Here is a 25,388-nt window from a genome sequence, read left to right on the forward strand (position 1 = left end):
AGATGGCGCGCGAAATCACCGGCAAGCATGTTCTGATCGGAACGGTCTCGGCTTTTGCCGTGATCATCGGGGTCAATGTCTTCATGGCGTTTCAGGCCGTGAAGACCTTCCCCGGGCTCGAGACCGCCAATTCCTACGGCGTGTCCCAGACCTTCAACCGCGACAAACAGGCCCAGGAAGCCCTGGGCTGGACCGTCGAGGCGGTGGATGATCAGGAACATCTCTTCGTCTATATCCGCGATGCCGAGGGCAAGCCGGTCGAGGTCACCGAGATTGGTGGCACGCTCGGGCGGGCCACTACGGTGGTCGATGACCAGCAGCCCGAGTTCAGCTTCAACGGCGAGGCCTATGTGGCCAAGACCGGGGTGCTGTCGAGCGGCAACTGGAATTACCGGATGACCGCCACCGCGCTCGATGGCACGCAGTTCACGCAGCGGATCGTGATTCACGTCAAACGCTAAGAGGGAACCATGTCCGAGGTTCAGATCTCGGCCTGTCCGGCCTGTGTGGCCGCCCCGGCCGCCGAAGAAACAGCCCATGCGCGTGACGTTCGCGACACGCGTTTCGTGCTGTCTCTGCCCGCGATCTATTGTGCGGCCTGTATTTCCGGCGTTGAGCGTGAACTCATCAAACAGCCCGGCGTGCGTGCCGCCCGGGTCAACCTGACCTTGAAGCGCGCCCAGGTCGAGGCCGACGAAGACGTCTCGGTCGATGATCTGATTTCGGCGCTGACCCGTGTGGGCTACGAGGCCTATGAATTGGATGCCGGCGCCATCTCCGCCACCGAGACCGACAGGAAAGGCCGCGCCATCCTGACCCGCATCGCCGTTTCGGGCTTTGCCATGATGAATGTCATGCTGCTGTCGATCGCGGTCTGGTCCGGGGCCTCTGACGTCACCCGCGACATGTTCCACTGGATCTCGGCGGCGATCGCGCTGCCGGCCATCGCCTATGCCGCCCAGCCGTTCTTCGGGTCGGCCTGGACCGCACTCAGGGCTAGGCGTCTCAACATGGATGTGCCGATCTCTCTGGCGATTCTTCTGGCCGGCGGCATGTCGCTGTTCGAGACCATGGAATCCGGGCGTCACGCCTATTTCGACGCGGCCCTATCGCTGACCTTCTTCCTTCTGGCCGGCCGCTATCTCGATTACCGCACCCGCTCCGTGGCGCGCTCCGCCGCCGAGGAGCTCGCCGCGCTCGAAGTGCCGCGTGTGACCTTGACCGATGGCACGGTCATTTCGATCAAGGATCTCGCCAAAGGCGCCCTGGTGCGTGTCGTGCCCGGGGCCCGCGTGCCGGTCGACGGGATCGTGGTCGAAGGCGCCTCTGAACTGGATCGCTCCCTTCTGACCGGCGAGAGCCTGCCGGTCGAGGCCGGGGTCGACACCATCGTTTCTGCCGGCGAGGTCAATCTCACAGGTCCGCTGGTGGTAAAGGTCACCGCCGCCGGCGAGGACAGTTCGCTGCATCGCATGGCCGATCTCGTCGCCATGGCCGAGACCTCGCGCAACAAATACACCTCGCTGGCCGACCGAGCGGCGCAGGTCTACGCGCCTGCCGTGCATCTCCTGTCGCTTGCGGCCTTCATCGGCTGGATGATGGCGACCGGTGACATCCGCCACTCGCTCAATATCGCCGTGGCGGTGCTGATCATCACCTGTCCCTGTGCATTGGGTCTGGCCGTTCCGGCCGTGACCACCGCGGCGTCGGGTCGGCTGTTCCGTGCCGGCATGCTGATCAAATCCGCCACCGCGTTGGAACGTCTGGCCGAGGTCGACACCGTGGTGTTCGACAAGACCGGCACGCTCACAGAGGGCAAGCCGGAGCTGTCGAACCTGAAAGACATCCCGCCGCATGCCCGCAGCGTCGCCATGGCACTGGCATCCGGTTCCGCGCATCCGCTCTCCGCCGCGCTCTACGAGGCGGCTCTTGCGGCGGATATCACCCCGTCTGCCCTCACCGATATTGTCGAGGTGCCGGGGCAGGGGATCATGGGCCGGCTGGGCGATGTGAACGTCAAACTGGGCCGCGCCGCCTGGGTCGATGCCCATGCCCTGTCGCAGACCGCGACCTATCTCAAGCTCGGCAAGGAGGCGCCGATTGCCTTCACCTTTGTCGATCACCTGCGTGAGGGCGCGATGGAAGCCGTTGCTGCCTTGAAGGCGCAGGGCAAGGATGTCGTCCTCTTGTCCGGCGATGCGCCCGCCGCCGTGGCCGATATCGCCGCCCGCATCGGGATCGAGGCCTGGGATGCCGAATGCCTGCCCGCGGCCAAGGCGCTCCGCGTGGCGGAGCTGACCCGCTCTGGCCGCAAGGTGCTGATGGTCGGGGACGGTCTCAACGACACGGCCGCTCTGGCCGCGGCGCATGTTTCGATCTCGCCGGCTTCGGCGCTCGAAGCCACCCGCGTCGTCTCCGACATGGTGCTGCTGGGCAAGACGCTCGCCCCGCTCGGCGAGGCCACACAGGTCGCCAGATCCGCGACCCGGCGGATCAGGGAAAATTTTGCCATCGCCGCGGGCTACAATATGATCGCCATCCCGATTGCGCTTGCCGGGTTCGCGACCCCGCTGGCTGCCGCGCTCGCGATGTCGGCCAGCTCGATCACCGTGTCCCTCAACGCACTGCGTCTCAAAGGAAAGCCATGAATGTACTCGTCTACCTGATCCCGATCTCGATCTTTCTGGGCGGGCTGGGGCTCGCGGGCTTCTTCTGGTCGATCCGGTCGCGGCAATATGACGATCCGGACGGGGATGCCAACCGCATCCTCACCGGCGAATATGACGACCACCCGAAAGAGTGATCTAGGGCTGTTCTGAGGCCCCCGCCCGCTCGGCGAGCTCCGCCACCACGGGTCCCATGGCCTCGACGATCCTGGCCACGCCCTCGGCATTCGGATGCACCCCGTCGGGTTGCATGTAGTCTTTCAGAACCTGCTCCCAAAGCCCGAGATCGGTCAGCGGTTTCAGAAAACCCTCGAAATAGAGCGTGTCATACTCCGCCGCGAGATCCGGATAGATCGCATCAAATGTGGCCTTGTACTCGGCACCGTAATTGCCGGGCGCTTCCATCCCGACCAGCAGGACCGGGATGCCTTTTTCTTTCGCCACATCGAGAATGCCGGCGAGGTTGGATCTGGACAGATCCGGCGACAGCCCACGCAAGAGATCATTGCCGCCGAGCGCCACGATCATCGCGCCGATATCCGGGGTCAGGGTCCAGTCGACCCGGCTCAAACCACCCGCAGTGGTGTCGCCGGAAACCCCGGCATTGACGATCGTGGCCTCGACATGGCGCGCGTCGAGCCAGCTTTGCAGCTGCGCGGTGAAGCCGTTTTGCGCGATCAATCCGTAGCCCTCGGTGAGGCTGTCGCCCAGAGCCGCGATGCGCAAGGGCCGGGCCTCGGCCGGCAGCGTGCCGCCGATCAACATCAGAGTCACCAAAAGCGTGGCAAGCGGCTTGTCGATCCGCGCCAAGACCCCATATTTCTTGAGAAAAGCCGACATCCAGAGGCTGGATGATCTGAGGCGAGGCAAAAGGACTTTCGAGATGAGCGAACCGATCATTTCCACCGAGGCGGCGCGTCTCACCCTCGACGGTAACGCCGGTAAAGTGGAGATTTTGCGCGGCATCACGCTCGAGGTCGCCAAGGGCGAAACGCTGGGTCTGATCGGGCCGTCCGGGTCGGGCAAATCCTCACTCCTCATGGTCTTGGGCGGGCTGGAACAGGCCAGCGCGGGTCAGGTCAAGGTGCTCGGGCGCGATCTGACCGGCATGAATGAGGATCAACTCGCGCGCTTTCGCAGAGATCATATGGGGGTGGTGTTCCAATCCTTCCACCTCATTCCCACAATGACCGCTTTGGAGAATGTCGCAATCCCCCTCGAGCTTGCCGGCCATGACGATGCGTTCGAGCGCGCCCGGGCGGAACTCGATGCCGTGGGATTGGGCGCGCGCTGCGATCATTACCCGGCCCAGATGTCGGGCGGGGAACAGCAGCGCGTGGCGCTGGCCCGCGCCTCGGCGCCGCGGCCGGAGATCCTTCTGGCCGATGAACCCACCGGCAATCTCGATGGCGCCAATGGTGCTGCGATCATGGATCTCCTGATGGGGCTGCGCGATCGTCATGGCGCGACGCTGGTCATGGTCACCCATGCGCCGGAACTCGCCGCACGTTGCGACCGGGTGCTCCGTCTCAAGGACGGAAAGTTGGACGGTCAGCTGGACGGCGAACAGGATGGCCAGGAGGCGGCCCGGTGAGCTTTGGCGCGCAAATCCGGCTGGCCTGGGCCATCGCCCGGCGGGAGCTGCGGGCGGGGCTGAGCGGCTTTTGGGTGTTGATCCTGAGCCTTGCGCTGGGCGTGGCGGCCATTGCTGCGGTCACTTCGGTGCGCGACATGATCTCCGGCGGGCTGGCGCGGGAAGGCGCCACCATGTTGGGCGGTGACGCGGAATTGCAATTTACCTATCGTTTTGCCTCTGAGGAGGAGCGCGGCTGGATGCAGGATCGTGCCGAGACCCTGTCCGAGATCGCCGATTTCCGCTCCATGCTGGCGCCAGACGGCGCGGCGGCAGAGGGTCGCGCCCTGACGCAGGTGAAAGCCGTCGATGGCGCTTATCCTTTGACGGGGCAGGTGGAGCTGACGCCTGCGATGCCGCTCGCGACCGCCCTGGCGGGGCAAGATGGCCTGCCCGGGGTCGTTCTGGCGCCGATCCTGATGGAACGTTTGGGGCTCACCCCCGGTGATGCGGTGCGGATCGGCGATGTGCCTTTCGTGGTGATGGCAGCGCTCACCCATGAGCCCGATGGTGCAGGCGCCGGCTTTACCCTCGGGCCACGCAGCCTCGTCGCACTCGATGCGTTGAAAGACACCACGCTTCTCGCCCCCGGCACCCTGTTCGAGAGCGCCTATCGCTTGAAGCTGCCGCCGGGCAGCGATCTCGACCAGTTGAAAAACACGGCACAATCCGAGCTGGCCGCCGGGGCGTTCCGGTGGCGCGATGCCCGCAATGGCGCGCCGGGTGTGAGCCGTTTCGTCGATCAGCTCAGTTCCTTTCTGGTGCTGGTCGGTCTGGCCGGTCTCGCGGTGGGCGGCGTCGGCGTCTCCTCTGCCGTGCGCAGCTATCTCGACCGCAAGATCGCGGTGATCGCCACGCTCAAGACATTGGGCGCCGAGCGACGGGTGATCTTTATTTCCTATCTGATGCAGATCGGTGTGCTGACGGCGCTGGCGATCCTCGCCGGGCTGGTGCTGGGCGGGCTTCTGCCGCTGCTGGCGCTGCCTCTGGTGCAACAGCTCCTGCCGGTGCCCGTCGAGATGGGGGTCCATCTCGCACCACTCTTTGAGGCGGCGCTCTATGGCGTTTTGGCGAGTGCCATTTTCGTCCTCTGGCCTCTGGCGCGTAGCGAACGCATCCGCCCCGCCGCGCTCTATCGCGAGGCGCTGATCGGGCTGACGGGCCTGCCGCGCTGGCCCTATCTTTTGACCATCTCCGGGCTGATCGCCCTGTTGATCCTGGCGGCCGTGATCCTGTCGGACAGTGCGCGGCTGGTGCTCTGGTCCTTTCTTGGCCTTGCCATCACCTTCGGGGTCCTGGTTCTGGCCGGGCGCGGGCTGGGCCGGGTGTCAAAGGCATTGTCGCATAGCCGGTTCGCGCGTCGCGCCCTGCCGCTCAGGCTCGCGCTTGGCTCCGTCGGCGGGCCGGGCGGCGAGGTGACCTCGGTCGTGCTGTCGCTCGGGCTCGGGCTGACCGTGCTCTCCGCCATCGGCCAGATCGACAGCAATATGCGCAGCGCCATCGCCCGGGACCTGCCGGAACGCGCGCCCTCCTATTACGTGGTCGATATCCAGCCCGATCAGATCGACGGGCTCAGCGACCGGGTGACGAGCGATCCCGGCGTGTCGCGGTTCGAGAAGGCCCCGATGCTGCGCGGCGTGATCACGCGGATCAACGGTCAGGACGCCAAGGAGGTCGCCGGTGCGCATTGGGTGCTGCGCGGCGATCGCGGCATCACCTATGCCGAGACGCCTTCGAGCAACACCAAGATCACCGCCGGCACATGGTGGTCGCTCGAAGACAAGGCGCCGCAGATCAGCTTCGCCGCCAAGGAGGCCGAGGAAATGGGGCTCAAACTCGGAGATACGATGACGGTCAATGTGCTTGGCCGCGACATCACCGGCACGATCACCTCGTTTCGCGAGGTGGATTTCTCCGGCGCCGGCATGGGCTTTATCCTGACGATGAACCCGGCGGCTCTGGCCGGTGCGCCGCACACATGGATCGCCACGATCTATGCCGATGAGGCCGCCGAAGCGCCGCTCATTCGCGATCTGGCGCGGGCCTATCCCAATATCACCACGATCCGGGTGCGTGACGCCATCGAACAGGTGGTGACGATCTTGCAAAGCATCGCGTCGGCCACCACTTTGGGCGCGCTGGTGACCCTGGTCGCAGGAGCCGTCGTGCTGATCGGGGCGGCGGTGGCCGGCGAGGAACGACGTCGCTATGAGGCGGCGGTGCTCAAGACGCTGGGGGCTTCGCGTGGCAAGGTCTTGCTGAGCTTCGCCCTGCGCGCCGTGATCCTCGGCGCGGCGGCCGGTCTGGTGGCGCTCGTCTCCGGGGCGACGATTGCCTGGGCGGTGCTGCATTTCGTGATGGAGGCGGACTTCATGCTTTCGCTCGGATCCGCCCTGCCGATCATCCTTGGCGGCATCACGCTCACCAGCCTGAGTTCCCTGTGGATGTCCTGGCGCGCCATGGGGGTGCGCCCGGCGCAGGTGCTCAGAGCGGCGGAAAGCTGATCCTTGCCGCCGCTCGTCTCCTATCGGGGCGCGGACAGGCTCAAACGGTGTGGGTGATCAGCCAAGGCGCCTCGAACCAATGCTCTTCGAGATTGGGCGTTTCGCCGATCCGGTCGACGACGGCGAACATGCCACTGCCGGTGAGCGGGGTCAGCACCCCGTGCCATGTGCCCCGGTGGAAATTGATCGCCTGCGCGCCATTAGTGACAAAGGCGCGGGGCGGGGCGTCCGGTCCATCGGCAACGACCACCAGAAACGGATCGGCGGACATCGGCACGAAAGCCTGCGAGCCTTCCGGGTGACGTTCGATCAGATCGAGCGTGTAGGGGAAGGTCCTGAGCTCGGCATGAAACACCGAGATGCCGACCCGCCCGCCACTCTCGGGGGTGACATCAACCCGGGCGCGGTCGTGATAGCGGCCGCATTTGCCCTGATTGATGATCTTGTCGGGTGCGCCCTCGACGTCCAGCACATCGCCATAAGGGGCAAAGGCCTCGGGCGTCAGCGGCTCTGTCGTGATGCTGCGTGTCATATGCGCCTCACCCCAGCTCCAGCTTGGCGTGACGGTTGACGTCCTTGTACAGGAGATAGCGGAAGGGCCGGCGCCCGGCAGCGTAACAGGCCTGCGGGCAGAAGGCACGCAGCCACAGGAAGTCGCCCTCGGAGACCTCGACCCAGTCCTGATTGAGCAGATAGACGCCACGCCCCTGCAACACATAGAGCCCGTGTTCCATCACATGGGTTTCGGCGAAGGGGATGGTGCCGCCCGGCAGGAAGGTCACGATATTGACGTGGAAATCATAACGCAGGTCATGCGGATCGACAAAGCGAGAGGTCGACCAATAGCCCGAAGTATTGGGCATCTCGACCGGCGGTTTTTCCATATCCGCGGTGACAAAACTCTCCGGCGCCTCAATGCCCGGCGCGGGTTCGTAGCGTTTGCGGATCCAGACAAAGGTCACCGGCGTGTCATTGTCATTGGCAATCGTGTATTTGTCGCCCGGTGCGATGAAGACATAGCTGCCGGGTTCCAGCTGATGGGCACGCGCCCCAATGGTGATGCGCATGTGCCCGGCCAGAACGAAAATCACGCATTCGGCCATCGGATCGGGCTCCGGGTCGGTCGCGCCGCCCCCCGGGCTGACCTCGACGATCAGCTGGGCAAAGGTCTCGGCAAAGCCGGTGAGCGGGCGGGCGAGCGTCCAGGCGCGGGTCTTGTCCCAGCCAGGCAGGTAGCTCACCACGATATCCGACATCACCCCATGCGGGATGACCGCATAGGAATTGGTGAAAACGGCGCGTTCGCGCGCATGATTGTTCTGGTCCGGCAGGCCGCCCGTGGGCGCGCAATAGGTATATTCGTATTTCATTGGGGTCTCGGGTTAGAGGTCCATATCCTTCAGCCGATGCCACGCAATCCGTTCGACCTGTTGGCAGGCCGTCTTGAATTCTTCGTCTCTGGAATGCTCCAGCCGGGCGTGGAAAGCCGCGAGGATTGTCTCCTTGGTATTGTCTTTCACCGCGATGATAAAGGGGAAGCCGAATTTTTCGGTATATTTGCCGTTCAAAGCTTCGAAGGCGGTGCGCTCGGCGTCGGTGAGCGCGTCGAGGCCGGCGGAGGCCTGTTCCGACGTGCTTTCTGCGGTGAGGCGCTTGGCCTGTGCCAGCTTGCCCGCGAGATCCGGATGCGCGATCAGCACACCGCTTTTCTCGGCATCCGAAGAGCTGCGGAAAGCGCGGCACAGCGCCGAATGCGTGCCGATCCATGTGTCATGGGCCGGACCAAGCTCGAGGTCCCAGGCGCGTTCCGCGACCCAGGGGCTGTGTTCGAAAATTGCGCCGAACCTGGCGACATACTCGTCTTTCGACATCTGCGACGGCTTTTCTTTGCGCATATGCGGATGGGTCGCGGCCCAGTGTTTCGCGATATCGATCCGGCGCGGGGTCCAGATGTCGTCAAAGCCCTTGATATAGTCGATGAACTTCTTGAGCCCTGCGAGTTTGCCCGGACGCCCGATCAAACGGCAATGCAGCCCGATGTTCATCATCTTCGGGGTGCTTTCAGTGCCCTCGGCATAGAGCGTGTCGAAGGCGTCCTTGAGATAGGTAAAGAACTGCTCGCCGGTGATATAGCCGGGCGCCGTGGCAAAGCGCATGTCATTGGCCTCGAGCGTATAGGGGATAATGAGCTGATCGCGCTCCCCGACTTCGAGCCAATAGGGCAGGTCGTCGTCATACGTGTCGGAGACATAATCGAACCCGCCTTCTTCCGCCACAAGCCGCACGGTGTTCTCGGAACAGCGCCCGGTGTACCAGCCATAGGGCCGTTCGCCGGTGACTTCCTCGTGCAGGCGGATCGCCTCGGCAATCGCGGCGCGTTCCTCGGCCTCGGGCATATCCTTGTGCTCGACCCATTTCAGCCCGTGCGAGGCGATCTCCCAGCCGGCGTCCTGCATGGCCGCGACCTGTTCCGGCGAGCGCGCGAGCGCCGTGGCGACACCATAGATGGTCACCGGAATCTCGGCATTGGTGAATAGGCGGTGCAAACGCCAGAACCCGGCCCGGGCGCCATATTCATAGATCGATTCCATGTTCCAGTGGCGCTGGCCCTGCCACATGGCGGCGCCGGCGATGTCGGACAGGAAGGCTTCGGAGGCCGCATCACCATGCAGCACGCAGTTTTCGCCGCCTTCCTCGTAGTTCAGCACGAATTGCACCGCCACCTTGGCGCCGCCGGGCCATTTCGGATCGGGGGCGTTGGCTCCGTACCCAGACATGTTGCGAACATAACGCGGCGGATTTTTCGGCATTTTTCGTGGCCTTCGTGTTTTTTGACTAATTGGTAGGCTTGTGAGATATCGAATACTCTTTTGTATGCAATCTGGCGACAATCTTCATTGCCGCTGTCGGAGCTTTCCGACAGTCTTCTGAGGAAACGCTAACAATTTGGGCAGCTTCTCTATGACGTCCGGTTTTTTGACCACCCATGTTCTCGACACGGCCAAGGGGCTTCCCGCTGAAGGGATCGAGATTGCGCTCTATCGTGTGACTGGCAACAGCCACACGAAAATCGCGACAGCCATCACCAACAGTGACGGTCGCACCGATGCACCGATCCTGCCGGCGGAGAAATTCACAACCGGGACCTATGAGCTGATCTTTTTCGCGGGAGAGTACCTGAGACGCACGGGGCAGGCGGGGGATGATCCGCTGTTCCTCGATCAGATCCCGATCCGTTTCGGCATCAATGACGCGGACAGCCATTATCATGTGCCGCTGTTGCTGTCGCCCTTCAGCTATTCGACCTACCGGGGGAGCTAAGATGAGTTTGCTACCGATTTTCTGGGAATGGGCGGAGTTCGCCCTGCGCTGGTTGCATGTGGTCACCGCGATCGCGTGGATCGGCTCGTCGTTCTATTTCATCGCGCTCGATCTCGGGCTGCACCCGTCCTCGGACCGCCGTCAGGGCGTCCATGGCGAGGAATGGCAGGTCCATGGCGGCGGTTTTTATTTCATCCAGAAATACATGGTCGCACCGGCGCGCATGCCTGAGGATCTCGTCTGGTTCAAATGGGAAAGCTATGCGACCTGGCTGTCGGGTTTCGCGCTCATGGCGGTGGTCTATTACCTCGGCGCCGAGTTGTTCCTGATCGATCCGAATGTGATGGAACTGTCGAATGGCGCGGCGATTGCGATCTCGATAGCCTCGCTGGCCTTTGGCTGGATCGCCTATAACACGATCTGCAAGCTGATGCTGGGCAAGGGCGACACCTATCTGATGCTCATCCTCTACGTGATCCTGGTGGTGATGGCCTGGGGCTATACCCAGGTCTTTTCCGGCCGGGCGGCGTTCCTGCATCTCGGCGCCTTCACCGCCACGGTGATGAGCGCCAATGTGTTCTTCATCATCATTCCGAACCAGAAGATCGTGGTCAAAGACCTGGTCGCGGGTCGCACGCCGGACGCCAAATACGGCAAGATCGCCAAGCAGCGTTCGACCCATAACAACTATCTGACCCTGCCGGTGCTGTTCATGATGCTGTCGAACCACTACCCGCTGGCCTTCGCCTCGCAGTACAACTGGATCATCGCGGCGCTGGTGTTCCTGATGGGGGTCACCATCCGGCATTTCTTCAACACCATGCATGCGCACAAGGGCATGCTGTGGTGGACCTGGGGGCTCACGGTGGGTCTGTTCCTGATCGTGATGTGGCTCTCCACCGCCGGGATTTTCATGCAGGACAAGGGCGAGGATGAGGCCGCCGCTCTGGGGCCGATGGCGCAGAAATTTGCCTCTGCCGAAGGCTTCGAGGATGTGCACGATATCGTGGTGACCAATTGTTCCATGTGCCATTCCCGCGAACCCTATTGGGAGGGCATGGCTGCGCCGCCCAAGGGCATTCGTCTCGAAACCACGCAAGAGGTGGCGACACTGGCCAAGGAAATCTGGCTGCAAGCGGGTGTGACCCATGCCATGCCGCCAGCTGGAAGCTATATGGCGCTAGACGACGAGAGCCGAGACGCCATTCGCAAATGGTACGAAGGCGCGATCGAGGGCTAAGGCCAGAGCGTATCAACCAAGGATCTGAGGCGGGGCTTCCCCGCCTTATCTTTTTGAGAAGCTCCAGCGTGTCTCCTGCCGGTATGTCTCGTGAGGCATGAGTTTTACCGAGGGGAATTCCGGATGGTTCGGCGCATCAGGCCAGCCTTGTGCCTCCAAAGCGATGCCACAGAAACCGACCTCAGGCAGGCCACGGTGACCGGCGAAATCGCCGCTGCCGATGGGCGCAGCATCAAACACCTGTAGCCCCGCTTCTGTGGTGTCCATCCGCATCTCGACGCCGCGGGTGCCGAGCAGGGTTGCGGCGGGTTTCATGTCGCCCGATCGGTCCGCAAGGCAGAAGTTGTGATCATAGCGCTGGGCATCGCTGGGCCGGAGCACGCGCCCCGCGCGCAGATCGAAGCCTGTGCCCGCGACGGTTGTCGCCTCTGTCGGGATCATCCGTGCGTCCACCGGCAGATATCGCTCCGCCGCGACCTGGAGCCAATGACCATCGGTGGTCTCGGTGCCGTCGAGGTTCCAATAGGAGTGATTGGCGATGTTCATCAGCGTCGGCGCGTCGGTGCTGGCGTTGATCTCGAGCCGCAGCGTGGCGGGCGCCTCGACCGTATAGCGCGCGGTGATCAGCCGTGTGCCGGGAAAACCGCCCTTGCCGTGGGGCAGGGTGAGGGTCAGGGTCGCCGAGGTGGCGGTGAGCGCGGCGATCTGCCAAAGCTCGGTGAACATGCCCTGTGCCCCGCCATGCAGAAGTGTCTCGCCCTCATTGGGCTCAAAGCAAAGCTCCTGCCCGCCGAGCTGGGCCCGCGCTCCCGCGATGCGATTGGCGACCGGGCCGACCAGAGCGCCCCAGAAATCCATCGGGCCGTGTTCATAGGCGCGGATGTCGGAGCTGCCCAGCGTCAGCCCATAGGGCACGCCGCGCAGCCGCACATCGTTGAGAATGGCACCATAGGTCAGAATCTTGACCGTCAGATCGCCGGCGCTCAGGGTGATCGCGTCGACCGGGCGCCCGTCGCGCAATGTGCCGAAACGTGCCTTCATGCAGAGAGCCTTTTGCGGGCCAGCGTGAAGCCGCGCAGCGTGAGCGGATCGGCTTCGGCCTCGGTCATCGGTACGAACTGGCTCGACAGGGCGGCGCGATACGGCGCGCGTTGCACCTCCGTCCCGATCAGCGCCACCATCTGGCCGAGCCAATAGGGACGCGTCGCGGCGAGTTCGGCGCCGATCAGGGCGGCCGTCATACTGGCATGGGCTTCGGCTTCGGTGAACTCGCGGAGATCGGCCCGGGTCCGGGCCTCGGACAGGCGCAGGGCGACGTTCTCCGGGCGTGACATGGTGTCGGAGAGGATCTCGAGGAACCTGTCGGTTTCCGCAAAGGTGATGTGTTCGGGCAGGGTGGCGCGCAGCATGGTGCCGGTCAGGAACCGCCGCATGGAGACGATTTCTTCGGCGCTGACATGGGCCCAGAGCGTGCTTTGGGGGCCGGGCAGGCAGAGAATGCCGTCGAATTTCGGGGTCCCGGCGATGAACCCGGCCATGGTCACCTCTTCGCCCCGGGTCACGGTGCGCGGGTTGTCCTGTGCGAGCGGTGGGATATTTGACGCGCTGAGAGCCTCGGGCAGGGCGGTGCAGGGCAGCTGGCGCGGGGCTGTCCCGGTGCCGGCCAGAAGCGTCTCCGAGAACTCGGGCCGGGCCCCGTCCGGCCCCTCGGGCAGGGGCATCACACGCGGCGGCAGATCAGCGCGTCCGAGAGACCAAAGCCGCAGCGTCCTGCCGTCCCAAATTCCTGCGTCCCCTGCATCCATGCTGCGTCCGCCTCCCTCAACTCCAGTGCGATCCTCGCCCCTTTATCGCGTTGCTGCAAGGGCGATGCAATGGCGTCAGGCTGCGCGCTGGCTCAGGTTTTGATCGTTGCCGGATAGCCGGCTTTTTTCAGAGCGTCGAGAATGGCCGCATCCTCGATATCGGAAAATACGTCGATCTCGCGCGCCTCCATGTCGGCATCGATCTCGACCGTGTCGTCGATGGCCTCAAGCGCTTCGGTGATCGTGGCTTTGCAATGGCCACAGGACATGTCGGGGACGGAAAATACGGACATTTGTCTGATCCTTTCGGAAATTTCTTGCGAGCTTCCGGCGGCTGGACACTACGCGGGCACCGGTCTCTGCGCTACATAGCTAAGCTGTAAGACGGTAAAGACCAGAGGATCAAGATGCAGAATACGCGTTTGTCAGTCGAAGGCATGACCTGTGCCTCCTGTGTGGGCCGGGTCGAACGGGCGTTGATCGGAACCGAAGGGGTCAAGGCGGCGAATGTCAATCTGGCGACCGAGACCGCCGAGGTGACATTCGATGATGATGTCTCTGTTGGCGATCTGGTCGAAGTGCTCGACAAGGCGGGCTATCCGGCCCGCGCCGAAGAGCTGGTCTTCGATGTGCAGGGCATGACCTGTGCCTCCTGTGTCGGGCGGGTGGAGCGGGCATTGGCCGCCGAGCCCGGCGTCACGGAGGCGAATGTCAATCTCGCTGCCGAAACCGCGACAGTGCATTTCCTGACCGGCGCCCAGGATGTCGATAGCCTCACCAAGGTGATCGCCAAGGCCGGCTATGAGGGCCGGGCGCGGATCGATCGCGATGCCGCCCCGGTCAATCGCAAGGCCGATGAAGCGCGCGGGCTGCGCCGGCATCTGATCTGGGCGGCTGTGCTGACCCTGCCGATTTTCGTGATCGAGATGGGTGGCCATCTGATCCCGGCGCTGCATCATTGGTGGATGATGACGGTGCCGGAATGGCTTTGGCGCATGGTGCAATTCGCGCTCACCACGATTGTTCTGGCCTTCCCGGGGCGGGTGTTCTTTGCCAAGGGCATTCCGTCGCTGCTGAAGGGCGGACCGGACATGAACGCGCTGGTGGCGCTGGGTTCCGGCGCGGCGTATCTGTTTTCCACCTTCGTGACCTTCTGGCCGCAGGCCGTGCCGATGGGCGCACAGAATGTCTATTTCGAGGCCGCCGCCGTCATCGTCACCCTGATTCTTCTGGGGCGCTGGCTCGAGGCGCGGGCCAAGGGACAGACCGGCGCCGCTATCCACAAGCTCGCGGGCATGCGGGCGAAAGTGGCGCGGGTCGAGCGCGATGGCGAGGTCGTGGAGCTGCCGATCGAAGACATCAAGGTCGGAGATGTGCTGCATCTGCGCCCGGGCGAAAAGATCGCCGTCGATGGCAAGGTGCTCACGGGCGACAGCCATGTCGATGAGGCGATGATCTCGGGTGAACCGATCCCGGTGGCCAAGACGATTGGCAGCCCGGTGATCGCCGGCACGGTGAATGGCGAGGGCGTGATGACCTATCTCGCCGAAAAGGTCGGTTCCGACACGATGCTGGCACAGATCATCCGCATGGTCGAAGAGGCACAGGGGGCGAAATTGCCGATCCAGTCTCTGGTCGACAAGGTGACGATGTATTTCGTCCCCGTGGTGATGGGGCTGGCGGCGCTGACCACCTTGGTTTGGTTCTTCTTCGGGCCGGAGCCGGCGCTGGCCCATGCGCTGGTCGCCGGTGTCGCGGTGCTGATCATTGCCTGCCCCTGTGCCATGGGGTTGGCCACGCCGACCTCGATCATGGTGGGCACGGGGCGTGCCGCCGAGTTGGGTGTGCTGTTCCGCAAGGGCGACGCGCTGCAAGGGTTGCAGGAGGTGAAGGTCGTGGCTTTTGACAAGACCGGAACGCTCACCGAAGGACGCCCGGATGTCACCGATGTGCTGGTGCTGCAGGGCGACGAAAATGCGCTTCTGGCAGCGGTCGCGGCCGTCGAATCCAAGTCCGAACATCCGATTGCCCGGGCGATCGAGCGTGCGGCCGAGACGCGCGGGCTCAGCTTGCCTGAGGTGGACAAGGCGCGTGCCGTGGCAGGGCATGGGATCAAGGCGGAGATCGGAGCGGTCTCGTTGCTGGTCGGCAATATGCGTCTGATGGCGCGGGAGAACATCGTCACGGGCGCTTTCGAGGCGCCGCTTGAGGCGCTCGCCGATCAGGGACGCACGCCGGTGCTGGTGGCCCGGGATGGCGTGGCGGCGATGGTGCTCGGGATTTCCGATCCGATCCGTCCGGCCTCGCGCAAGGCCATCGCGGAACTGCATGCGCGCGGCATCAAGGTGGCGATGGTCTCGGGCGATACGCGTCGGGCGGCAGAGGCCGTAGCGCGGGATCTCGGCATCGATCATGTCGAGGCGGAAGTGCTGCCCAAGGGCAAGGCCAAGACCGTCGCGGCGCTCAAGGAGCGCCATGGCGCGGTGGGGTTCGTCGGGGACGGGATCAATGACGCGCCGGCGCTGGCCTCGGCCGATGTCGGGATCGCGGTGGGCACCGGCACCGATGTCGCCATCGAGGCGGCGGATGTGGTGCTCATGGGCGGTGACCCTGCGGCGGTGGTGACCGCCTTCGATGTGAGCCGCAGGACCATGGGCAATATTCGCCAGAACCTGTTCTGGGCCTTTGCCTATAACGCGGCTCTGATCCCGGTGGCGGCGGGCGTGCTCTATCCGGCCTTCGGGCTGCAATTGTCGCCGATGCTCGGCGCGGGGGCGATGGCCATGTCCTCGGTTTTCGTGGTTTCGAACGCGCTGCGGCTGCGGCGTATCCCCGCATCGCTATGATCCGGGAGGGTGAATCTAGGTATTGCAAAATGCGCAATATCTTGTCGAAAACGAAAATTTCCTCGGTTGATGTGGGGGTTGTAAGCTTAAAAATGAGTTAAGGGGATCATTTCTCCCCTAGTCTGCGAATCATCTTTCATATAGTTTGCCGGTAAATGAGCAAAAAAAGTCGTGCCGAGCTTACGGACGCGGCTATCTATCGAGCAAAAGTGAAACGGTATCATGTTGGGCATTCAATATTCCGTCCGCGATCACGCGGGTGAAATTTCCACAGGCACGCTCTCTCTTTCCGGAAATAGCGAAACTCTCGCGGTTCGGAATGTCGAGGATATCTCCATCAATATGTCGTCGGCCTCCGTGACCGGCTATGCCCGTGACGGCGGCGATCTCGTGGTCGAGCTGGTCGGCGGCAAGACCATCGTTCTCGAAGGCTATTTCGAGGGGGAGCACCAGCTGCTTCTCTCCGAGCGCGGCCTGATGACCAAGGTCGATTTCGTCACCGAGGACGAAGGCGCGCTGGTGGCCTCCTATCAGGATGTCGATCTGAGCGGCAAATGGAGCGAATACGACCAGCTGGCGTTTCTCGACCTTGAACGGGTCGAGCCGGTTGTCGCTCCGCTCGCGGCGCCTGCTTTGTTCGGGCTCGGCGGGGCCGGAGCTGCTGCGGCGGCCGTCGGTGGCGCGGCGCTTCTGGCCGGTGGCGGGGATGGTACGGATGGCGGTACGGGAGGTGGCGGTGGCGCCACCGACAGCGCGGCCCCCGATGTCGTGATCCTCTCCGGTGTCGAAAGTACCGATGATTACGTCAATGGCGAGATCTATGACGGTGGCAGCTACGTCATCTCCGGTGAGGGCGAGGTTGGCGCCTCCGTCACCGTCGAGGTGAATGGCAACAGCCAGACCGTGGTGGTCGGTGAGGATGGCACCTGGAGCACCACCTTCGAGAGCGAGACGATCGAGACCGGCGAATATACCACCGATGTCACCGTGACCGCGATCGACGAGGCCGGGAACACCACCACCGTGACCGATACGCTGGTGGTCGATACCGAGGCCGAGGATCTCAGCTTCGACACGGTTGCGGGCGACGATATCGTCAATATCGCCGAAGCTTCCGGCGATGTGACCATCTCCGGTCAATCCGAGGCGGGCGCCACGGTCGTGATCGAGCTGGAAGGCCAGAGCGCCACGACCACGGTGGCTGAGGATGGCAGCTGGAGCGTGACCTTCGATGGCACGCAATTGCCGGCCGGCACCTATGACAGCACGGTCACCGCAACGGTCACCGATGCCTATGGCAATGCCGCGAGTTACACCCATGACATCGCCATCGATCTCGAGGCGGCGCTGACGGTTGATGCGGATGCGGCGGGAGGCGACGGCACGGTCAACCTGTCCGAGATGACTTCCGGTGTGAATCTTTCGGGGACCGGCGAGCCCGGCGCCTCCGTCACCGTGACGGTCGAAGGCGTCTCGCGCACAACGACGGTGGCCGAAGACGGCAGCTGGACCGTGACCTATGAGAGCGGTTCCCTGCCCGAAGGCAGCTACAGCGCCGAAGTGACCGCCACCTCCACCGATCTCGCCGGCAATTCCACCTCCGCGACGGGAACCTTCCAGATCGACACCGAGACCGGCGTTGCCATCGATGCGGGCCATTCCGGTGGTGATGAGACCATCAACCTGTCCGAAAGCCAGAGTGCGATGAGCTTTACCGGTACCGCCGAGCCGGGCGCCACCGTGGTGGTGACGCTGGCCGGTGTGGCTGTGACCACCGTGGCGGATGCGGCGGGGACCTGGACCGCCTCTTACGCGGCGGGCACGCTGGCCGCGGGAGAATACGATACCGTCCTGACCGCCGTCGCGACCGATGCCGCGGGCAATACCGCGACCAGCGCCAGCACCGTGCATGTCGATACCGTGGTGGGCAATATCACCATCACCACGCCGATCGAAGGCGACAATGTGATCAATGCTGCCGAGGCGTCCGACGGGGTCTGGATTTCCGGCACCGCGACGGCGGGCGAGACGGTCACCGTGACGCTGGCGGGCGTGTCGCATACGGTCAGCGCCTCTTCGGGCGGCACCTATGCTGCCTTCTTTGCCGCTTCCGAGATCACCCCGGGCGAATATGACGGTACGGCCACGGCCACCCTCACCGACGCCGCGGGCAACAGCAAGACGGTCCAGGCCGCGGTCGAGATCGATACATTTGTGTCGAATTTTGCCGAAACCGGGGTCCAGGGCGGGGCAGATGGCGTGGTCAACGCGGTCGAGGCCCATTCCGGTGTGACGCTCTCGGGCACGGTCGAACCGGGCTCCAGCGTGGTTCTTTCCTACAACGGTCTGGGCTATTCCGCCGTGGTCGCCACCGATGGCACCTGGACGGCAACGATCCCGGCCTCGGCGCTTCCCTCGGGCGAAGGCACGGCCAATGTGGTGATCACCGCCACCGATCCGGCGGGCAACACCGCCTCGCTGAGCGAGAGCTTCGCCTATGACACCTATGTCAACGCGCTGGACCTGACCGGCGATGCCGGCGGCGACATGTATCTCAACCTCTCCGAGGTCACGAGCGGCGCCACCTTGACCGGTGTTGTCGAACCGGGGTCCACGGTCTTTGTGACCCTGGGCGGCGTCCGGCATCAGGCCAGCGTCGACGGCGCGGGCAACTGGACCGTGACCTACGCGCCGGGCGAGATTGCCGAAGGCACCTATACGGCGGATGTGCTGCTCGAAGCCACGGATGCGGCGGGCAATACCCTGTCCGAGACCGCCTCGATCACGATCGATACGGAAATCGATACGCCGATGGTCGAAACCATCACCCGCAGCGCCGACGGGGTGCAGGCGATCTCGATCGAAGACACCGGCAACGATGCTTCGGTCTTTGCGCTCGATGAAAGCGGCTCCTCCAGCGAGGTCGGTCACACGACCTTCGATCTTGGCGCCGCGCAATATCTGAGTTTCAACAGCGAAGTCTCCAACGGCGACCAGATCGTCATTACCTCCGAGGATGCAGCGGGCAACAGCTCCGACACGCTTCTGGTGCTCGATACCACCAATGAGCGTCCCGATGGCACCTATTTCGAGGTGGATCTCGACAACAGTGGCCTCGATCAATTCGATCTCGGCGCCATCGATCTGCAATTCGTCAATGGTGGCGAGGTGACGCTGTCCGCGAGCGATCTCGATCGTCTGGTCGGCGACGACGGCACGCTGACCATCCATGGCGGCACCGATGATCGCGTGGTGCTCGATGGCGCGACGGACACCGGCGGCACCACGGAGGTCGACGGTGCGCAATATCACATCTACACGCTGGGCGATGATCAGGTGGTGATCGATCCCGATATCGAGGTTGTTCTGCCGTAAGGCTGTGATGGTCGGGGCGTCAGATAGCCCCGGATTGGAAATCGAGCCGGGGGGCGGCACTGGAATGAAGGCACGGGCGCAGCTCAGCAGTGTGATCGGTGCGGCGCTGGTCGTATGCACCGCGCTGAGCGGCTGTGTCGGCGGCTCCGACGACGGGTTCAACCTGTCAAACATGCGTCCCGCAGCATTTTTCAAAAGCGACGATGCCGGGACCGTGGCGGCGGCGAAAGACCCTTCGGTTCCGACATTGACCGCGGCCAACAGCGGTGAGGCCTCGCCGATCATTTCCGATCTGATCAGCCGCCATTCGGTGCTGGTTCCCGGCTCGGCCTATGCCGAGGTGGCGCGCGCGGTGCTGGCGACCTCCTCGGGGCTGGCCGCGGCCGAATTGCGCGCGTCGAAAATGCGTGCCGTGGCCCGGTCGAAAAACTGGTTGCCCACCATCGGTCCGTCAATTTCGCTCGATGCCCTGGGCAAGGTGGCCGCCGGCCTGCTGGTCGATGTGGCGCTTTATGACAATGGCAAGCGCAAGGCCGAACGCGCCTTTGCCGCCGCCGATGTCGAGGTCTCCGCCGTTGCCCTGTCGCAGGACATGAACGACCGGCTCGAAGAGGGGCTGACGCTCTACATCACCATTTCCGAGGCGCGCGAAAAGGCCGGCATGGCCGAACGCGGTCTCGGGCGGATGCGGGAATTCAACCGGGTGGTGAGCGAGCGGGTCAAGGGCGGCGCCTCGAGCCTGTCGGATCAGCGCGTGGTACGGTCGATCATCTCCGATATGGAAGACGAGGCGCGCACCCATCGCGAGGCCGAGGACAGCGCCCGGGTCGAACTGGCGGCGCTCACCGATCACGCGACCTTGCCGGAACTCAATCAGGCGATGGGGATCAACGCGCCGGCGGGCGATGCGGCGGCGCTGTCGGTCCTGCGGGCCGAGGCCGAGGCCAAGCGGACCGTGGCCGAGGCCCAGGCCGAACGCGCCGCGATGCTGCCGACGCTCTCGGCTTCGACCATCCTCGGTCAGGACAAAAGCTCGTCTGTGGATTACGGCGGCGCCGGCTTGGGCCTTGGCACGTCGGCGGAGATGGAGGCCAGCCGGACCCGCGAACTGGCCGCGGCGGCGAGTGTCGACAAGGCCCGCGAACAGGCGGCCCGCACGGCGGCACGTCTCGACAGTCGCCTGACCGCGCTGCGCCGTCAGGAACGCGATGCCGCCGGTCTCGTGGAGCAGACCCGCGCCAATTACCGGATTTTCCAGGATCAGTTCGAAGCCGGTCAGAAATCGGTCATGGATGTTTTGAACGTCTATGAGCAGATGATCCGTGAAGAATTGAACCACATTGACCTGAAGTACGATATCGCCCTGACCGAGCTTGAAATTGCGCGCATTTCCGGGGCCTTGGCCGATGGGGCGTCGATATGAGCAGAGCACCGAAACTTGCCTTTACCCTGAGCTCCGCCAAACCCGCCGTGCCGGAGGATGTGTCGAACCGCACGAAAGCCCCGTCTGCGCCCCTGACCGTGCATCTGGGCGCGCCGAAAACGGAGCGCAAAAGGGCAAACCCGGCACCGAAAGCGTCGCAAGCCGTGCCTGCGACACCGCTCGATCCGATCGAGGAAAAGAAGCGCGCCGCCAAGGAAGCGCTCAAGGCCAAGGCCGCAGAGGCCTCGCGCGAGGTCAAGGCCCGCGAAGAGGCGGGCGAGAGGGCGCGCGAAGCCGAACGCGAAGAGCGTGAAGCCGCCAAGGCCAAGCGTCAGGAGCGCGCCCGGAAGGCCGCAGATGTCAGCCGCAAGCCCAAGGCCGACCCGGCCGCGGTGAAAGCCGCCGCCAAGGCCCGTCTGGCGCAGGCAGCCAAACCGGCGGAGCCGGTTGAGGCGGCGACGTCCGTCGCCCCCCCCGCCACGGTCCCCGGCCCTGAGCCGCAAATCATGGTTCAAGCAGGCGCTCAACCTGCCGCTCAGCCTGCCGTTGAGACCGTTGCACAGGCGGCGCAGCCGGTAGAGACCCGTCGCGAGATGCCGCGTGAGACCCAAGGCGAGCTGTTGCCATCCGAGGCGCCACAAGCCGCCTTCTCACGCCGTCTGGTGCAGCGTGCCGAGCTCGTCGCCACATTCGCCGGGCACTTCGGCGTGCGGGCGATGGTCTCGGATATTCTTGAGAGCTTCGCCGATCAGCGCGACGGCGATGTCACGCCCATGGCGATGGCTCGCGCGCTGCAAATCACCGGGCTCAAGGCTGAGGTGACGCAGCCGGCGCAGCTCTCGCCCAAGCTCTGGCCGGCGCTTGCCTATATGTCCTCGGGCCATCTGGTGCTGGTCTTGAAACAAAAGGGCCAGTTGCTGACACTCTTCGATCAAAGTGCGCCGGATCAACGCTCCGACGTGCCGATGTCGGAATTCGCGCCGTTCTTTTCCGGGCCGATCGTGCGGGCGGGCAAGGACCTTGATGCGATTGTCGCCAGCCACCTGCCGGATCTGTCCAAAAACCATTGGTTCTGGGGCCAGTTCGGCGCGTTCAAACGTCAGATCGGCGAGATCGCCCTGGGCTCTCTGGTTGCCAATATGCTGGCCGTCGCCGTGGCGATGTTCTCGCTGCAGGTCTATGATCGGGTGATCCCGCATCAGTCGCAATCGACGCTCTGGGTCTTGGCGCTCGGCGCCGCTCTGGCCATCGGCATGGAGGCGATGTTGAAACTCGCCCGCTCGCGCCTGATGGACGGGGCGGGGCGTCAGATCGAGATGAAGGTGCAGTCGCTGCTCATGGGGCGCATCCTCGGCATGCGCTCGGACGCACGGCCGACCACGCCCTCGGGGCTGTTCTCGGCGATGCGGGAATTCGGCTCGGTGCGGGAATTTTTCACCGCCTCCACCATCGGCTCCGTCGCCGATATCCCGTTCATCTTCATGTTTTTCGCGCTGGTCGCCTCGATCGCTGGACCCGTCGTGGTGATCCTGATAATCGGGGCGGTTCTGATGATCGTCCCCGGCTATTTCATGCAAAAACGGATGATGCGGCTGACGCAGGAGACACAGGGCGCCTCGGCCAAGGCCTCGCGCCTGTTGCATGAGGCGGTGTTCGAACTGGACACGATCAAGACCCAACGCGGCGAAGAGCGGATTTCCCGGATCTGGGATGAGCTCAATCTCCTCGCGGCGGCGAAATCTTCGGAACAGCGCAAACTCACCGCCGTGCTGAGCTTCTGGTCGCAAGCGGTGCAACAGCTCACCTATGTGCTGGCGGTCGTCGCCGGTGCCTATCTGGTCTTTGCTGGTGAATTCACCGTCGGAACCATCATTGCCACCGGCATTCTGACCTCGCGCACTCTGGCGCCGCTGACCCAGCTCTCGGGCACCATGGCGCGCTGGACCAATGTCAAAACCGCGCTCGACGGGCTGGATGCCATCGCCACGGCGCCGCAGGATGCGGGCGAGGAACGCACTTTCCTGCGCCGTCCCGAGATCCATGGCGCCTATGCGCTGCGCGAGGCGCAATTCCGCTACGATGCCGAAGGCGCGCCGACGCTCGACATCCCGGCGATCGATATCAAGCCGGGTCAGAAAATCGCGGTTCTGGGTGCCAATGGATCGGGAAAGAGCACATTCCTGAAACTTCTGGCCGGGCTTTACGCGCCGACTCAGGGCCGCATCCTGCTCGATCAGGCGGAGATGTCGCAAATCGATCCGCGCGATATTCGCCGCTCCGTCGGCTATCTCGGTCAGGACGTGCGGCTGTTTGCCGGAACCCTGCGCGACAATCTCAACCTCGGGGGGCTGGAACGCGACGATGAGCGTCTGCTCGCGGCTCTCGACTTTGCAGGCTTGGGCGCTTTCGTGCGGGCGCATCACCGTGGGCTCGACCTCGAAATCCGCGACGGTGGCGAAGGGCTCTCTGTCGGTCAGCGCCAGTCGATCGGCTGGGCGCGGCTGTGGTTGCAGAACCCTTCGGTCTGTCTGTTGGACGAACCGACCGCGGCACTCGATCAGGCTTTGGAGAGCGCGCTGGTCGCCCGTCTGACCAATTGGCTGGCGCATCGCACCGCCGTGATCGCCACGCACCGGATGCCGATCGTTGATCTGGCAGACCGCGCCATGGTGTTCAAATCCGGGCGGCTGATGGTCGATGGGCCGAAGGCTCAGGTCATGGCGCATCTGACGCAGCCGCGATCGCAAGCGCCACAGGACGAGGCCTGACCCATGGTGACGCTCGACAATGTCCTGGACAAGGATATGGACCGTCCCGGCTGGGTGATCCGGATCACCGCGCTGGTGGTGCTGATCTTTGTCCTCTGGGCGGCGATTGCGCGGGTCGATGAGATCGTCCGTGCGGATGGCGAGATGATTTCCTCGTCGCGGCCACAGATCGTGCAGAACCTCGAGGGCGGCATCCTCTCCGAACTTCTGGTACACGAAGGCGAAGAGGTCGAACAGGGACAGGTTCTAGCGCGGCTGCAAGGCACGGAATTTCGTACTTCCGCCGACGATCTGCAGGAAAAGCTCGATGCGTTGCAGGTGAAAAGCCTGCGTCTCGAGGCCGAGATCGCCGGGAAGGATGCGTTTGACGTGTCCGAGGATCTCGCCGCGCGGGTGCCGACGGTTCTGTCCTCCGAGAAAGCTCTGCTGAGCGCGCGCTCGGCGGATTATCTCGCCCGCAAAGACGGCGCCATGGCGGTGCTGACACAGGCCGAGACCGAGCGTTCGCTGATGGAAGACATGCTCAAGAAGAACGTGGTCTCGCTGATCGAGGTGACCCGCGCGCGCAAGGCGCATTCGGATGCGCAGCTCAAATATAACGAGATCGTCACCCAGGCCGAGTTGGAGCGCGCCGAGGAGTATTCCGATACGCTCAAGGAGATCGCCTCGGTGAAACAGGCACTGACGCTGGCCCGCGATCAGCTCGACCGCACGGTGATCACCGCGCCGATGCGCGGCATCGTCAACAATCTCACCGTGACCACCATCGGCGGTGTCATCCGTCCGGGCGACGAGCTGGTGCAGATCATCCCGGTCGATGAGGAGTTGTTCATCGAGGCCAGGGTGCGCCCCGAGGACATCGCCCATGTCGAGCCCGGTCAGGAGGCGACGATCAAGCTTTCGGCCTATGACTACACCATTTACGGCGCCTTGAAGGGCGAGGTTCAGGTGGTTTCCGCCGACACGTTCAAGGATGAGCGCGATCCGAAAGCATTGCCTTACTATAGGGTCACCGCCTCGGTCGATCTCGGCTCTCTTACCGAGCGCCAGCAGAAGATCGAGATCCGTCCCGGCATGCGGGCGCAGGTGGAGCTGCACACCGGTTCGAAGACTTTTCTGCAATATCTTTTGAAACCGCTCTACAAGTCACGCGAGGCCTTCCGCGAACCGTAAGCGGTGTCTAGAATGACGGCATGAGTACAGACATTCCCATTCGCGACGCCGCCACGGTCATCCTTCTGCGCAAGGAGGCGACGGGGCCGCGTGTGCTGATGGGACAGCGCGGTCATTCCGCGGTTTTCATGCCCGGCAAATTCGTCTTTCCCGGTGGCGCGGTGGATACGGCGGATTTTTCCCGCGACCTGCCCGGCGCACTGGAGCCCAGCACCGAGCGGCGGTTGCGGGCCGAGGCCGATCCGGCGCTGGCGGGCGCTTTGGCCAATGCCGCGCTTCGGGAGCTGCATGAAGAGACCGGGCTCATTCTGCCCCATGTCAGCGATATTCATTTCGTGTTTCGGGCCATTACGCCGCCGGGGCGACCGCGGCGGTTCGATGCACGGTTTTTCCTCGTCGATGCGGCGCAGCTGGCGGGCGATCCCGATGATTTTTCCGGTGCCGAAGATGAGCTGTCGCATCTGCAATGGGTGACGCTGGAGGGGGCGCGCGGCTTCGATCTGCCCTTTGTCACCCGTGTGGTTCTCGCCGAGGTGGAGGCGGCGCTGCATCAGGCCATGCCGCCGGCACATGTGCCGTTTTATGATCACCGCAGCAGCACCGGGGTGATCAAGGCACTGTTTTGATCCGGGCG

At 63.9% G+C, this 25,388-nt stretch carries 20 protein-coding genes; 13 read left to right on the plus strand and 7 right to left on the minus strand.

The features are described from left to right. Positions 1 to 2 precede the first annotated feature (2 nt). Genes BM151_RS15745 through ccoS form a run of 3 tightly spaced genes read left to right on the plus strand, consistent with a single transcriptional unit; the run spans position 3 to position 2,803 of the window. Positions 3 to 461, plus strand: a complete 459-nt coding sequence (locus tag BM151_RS15745) for a FixH family protein (protein ID WP_090061695.1) — start codon at positions 3 to 5, stop codon at positions 459 to 461. Positions 462 to 470: 9 nt separating this feature from the next. Continuing rightward, complete coding sequence (locus BM151_RS15750; protein WP_090061696.1) at positions 471 to 2,648, plus strand: heavy metal translocating P-type ATPase; 2,178 nt, start codon at positions 471 to 473, stop codon at positions 2,646 to 2,648. Beyond that, complete coding sequence (gene ccoS, locus BM151_RS15755; protein WP_090061697.1) at positions 2,645 to 2,803, plus strand: cbb3-type cytochrome oxidase assembly protein CcoS; 159 nt, start codon at positions 2,645 to 2,647, stop codon at positions 2,801 to 2,803. Before BM151_RS15750 ends, ccoS begins: the two co-directional genes overlap by 4 nt. 1 nt (position 2,804) lies before the next feature. Here ccoS and BM151_RS15760 read toward each other — a convergent pair whose 3' ends face one another. After that, positions 2,805 to 3,506: an arylesterase gene (locus BM151_RS15760; RefSeq protein ID WP_090061698.1), complete on the minus strand. Its 702-nt coding sequence runs from the start codon at positions 3,504 to 3,506 to the stop codon at positions 2,805 to 2,807. 43 nt (positions 3,507 to 3,549) lie between these two features. Here BM151_RS15760 and BM151_RS15765 point away from each other — a divergent pair, with 43 nt between their 5' ends. Then, the gene (locus BM151_RS15765) at positions 3,550 to 4,260 is read left to right on the plus strand and encodes an ABC transporter ATP-binding protein (RefSeq protein WP_090061699.1); all 711 of its coding nucleotides are present in this window, start codon (positions 3,550 to 3,552) and stop codon (positions 4,258 to 4,260) included. Positions 4,261 to 4,274: 14 nt separating this feature from the next. Next, complete coding sequence (locus BM151_RS15770; protein ID WP_090061735.1) at positions 4,275 to 6,803, plus strand: ABC transporter permease; 2,529 nt, start codon at positions 4,275 to 4,277, stop codon at positions 6,801 to 6,803. A gap of 40 nt (positions 6,804 to 6,843) precedes the next feature. Here the strand turns inward: BM151_RS15770 and BM151_RS15775 are convergent, their stop codons facing one another. From BM151_RS15775 to puuE, 3 genes are read right to left on the minus strand one after another with little or no spacing between them, the layout of a single operon-like run. Beyond that, positions 6,844 to 7,335 carry an ureidoglycolate lyase gene (locus tag BM151_RS15775; protein WP_090061700.1) on the minus strand — a complete coding sequence of 164 codons (492 nt, stop codon included), beginning with the start codon at positions 7,333 to 7,335 and terminating at the stop codon, positions 6,844 to 6,846. A 7-nt stretch (positions 7,336 to 7,342) separates the two neighbouring features. After that, a complete protein-coding gene (locus BM151_RS15780; RefSeq protein WP_090061701.1) occupies positions 7,343 to 8,173 on the minus strand; it encodes a bifunctional allantoicase/(S)-ureidoglycine aminohydrolase in 831 nt (276 codons plus the stop codon). A 12-nt stretch (positions 8,174 to 8,185) separates the two neighbouring features. Beyond that, entirely contained in the window at positions 8,186 to 9,613 is a 1,428-nt protein-coding gene (puuE, locus tag BM151_RS15785; protein WP_090061702.1) for an allantoinase PuuE, read from the minus strand. A gap of 151 nt (positions 9,614 to 9,764) precedes the next feature. Here puuE and uraH point away from each other — a divergent pair, with 151 nt between their 5' ends. Together uraH and BM151_RS15795 are read left to right on the plus strand one after the other, a co-directional pair. Next, complete coding sequence (gene uraH / locus BM151_RS15790; RefSeq protein ID WP_090061703.1) at positions 9,765 to 10,124, plus strand: hydroxyisourate hydrolase; 360 nt, start codon at positions 9,765 to 9,767, stop codon at positions 10,122 to 10,124. Between the two features lies 1 nt (position 10,125). Next, complete coding sequence (locus BM151_RS15795) at positions 10,126 to 11,364, plus strand: urate hydroxylase PuuD (protein ID WP_090061704.1); 1,239 nt, start codon at positions 10,126 to 10,128, stop codon at positions 11,362 to 11,364. A gap of 45 nt (positions 11,365 to 11,409) precedes the next feature. Here the strand turns inward: BM151_RS15795 and BM151_RS15800 are convergent, their stop codons facing one another. The 3 genes from BM151_RS15800 to BM151_RS15810 form a co-directional block, all read right to left on the minus strand. Continuing rightward, entirely contained in the window at positions 11,410 to 12,405 is a 996-nt protein-coding gene (locus BM151_RS15800) for an aldose epimerase family protein (protein WP_090061705.1), read from the minus strand. Next, positions 12,402 to 13,169 (minus strand): 2-dehydro-3-deoxygalactonokinase, encoded by a 768-nt coding sequence (locus tag BM151_RS15805; RefSeq protein ID WP_090061706.1) that lies wholly within the window; start codon positions 13,167 to 13,169, stop codon positions 12,402 to 12,404. Before BM151_RS15805 ends, BM151_RS15800 begins: the two co-directional genes overlap by 4 nt. A gap of 92 nt (positions 13,170 to 13,261) precedes the next feature. Further along, positions 13,262 to 13,462: a heavy-metal-associated domain-containing protein gene (locus tag BM151_RS15810; protein WP_090061707.1), complete on the minus strand. Its 201-nt coding sequence runs from the start codon at positions 13,460 to 13,462 to the stop codon at positions 13,262 to 13,264. Between the two features lie 114 nt (positions 13,463 to 13,576). Here BM151_RS15810 and BM151_RS15815 point away from each other — a divergent pair, with 114 nt between their 5' ends. The 6 genes from BM151_RS15815 to BM151_RS15840 all read left to right on the plus strand — a co-directional run bounded on the left by BM151_RS15815 (position 13,577) and on the right by BM151_RS15840 (position 25,380). Then, on the plus strand, positions 13,577 to 16,015 hold the full coding sequence (locus tag BM151_RS15815; RefSeq protein ID WP_090061708.1) for a heavy metal translocating P-type ATPase: 2,439 nt from the start codon (positions 13,577 to 13,579) through the stop codon (positions 16,013 to 16,015). A gap of 222 nt (positions 16,016 to 16,237) precedes the next feature. Continuing rightward, a complete protein-coding gene (locus BM151_RS15820; protein ID WP_090061709.1) occupies positions 16,238 to 19,390 on the plus strand; it encodes an Ig-like domain-containing protein in 3,153 nt (1,050 codons plus the stop codon). A 64-nt stretch (positions 19,391 to 19,454) separates the two neighbouring features. Further along, positions 19,455 to 20,813 carry a TolC family protein gene (locus BM151_RS15825; protein WP_177213181.1) on the plus strand — a complete coding sequence of 453 codons (1,359 nt, stop codon included), beginning with the start codon at positions 19,455 to 19,457 and terminating at the stop codon, positions 20,811 to 20,813. Continuing rightward, positions 20,810 to 23,581, plus strand: a complete 2,772-nt coding sequence (locus tag BM151_RS15830) for an ATP-binding cassette domain-containing protein (RefSeq protein ID WP_090061711.1) — start codon at positions 20,810 to 20,812, stop codon at positions 23,579 to 23,581. Before BM151_RS15825 ends, BM151_RS15830 begins: the two co-directional genes overlap by 4 nt. A gap of 3 nt (positions 23,582 to 23,584) precedes the next feature. Next, complete coding sequence (locus tag BM151_RS15835) at positions 23,585 to 24,754, plus strand: HlyD family type I secretion periplasmic adaptor subunit (RefSeq protein ID WP_090061712.1); 1,170 nt, start codon at positions 23,585 to 23,587, stop codon at positions 24,752 to 24,754. A gap of 20 nt (positions 24,755 to 24,774) precedes the next feature. Then, positions 24,775 to 25,380, plus strand: a complete 606-nt coding sequence (locus BM151_RS15840) for an NUDIX hydrolase (RefSeq protein WP_090061713.1) — start codon at positions 24,775 to 24,777, stop codon at positions 25,378 to 25,380. The last annotated feature ends 8 nt before the right edge of the window (positions 25,381 to 25,388 follow it).

Source organism: Celeribacter neptunius, from assembly GCF_900113955.1.
Lineage (GTDB): Bacteria > Pseudomonadota > Alphaproteobacteria > Rhodobacterales > Rhodobacteraceae > Celeribacter > Celeribacter neptunius.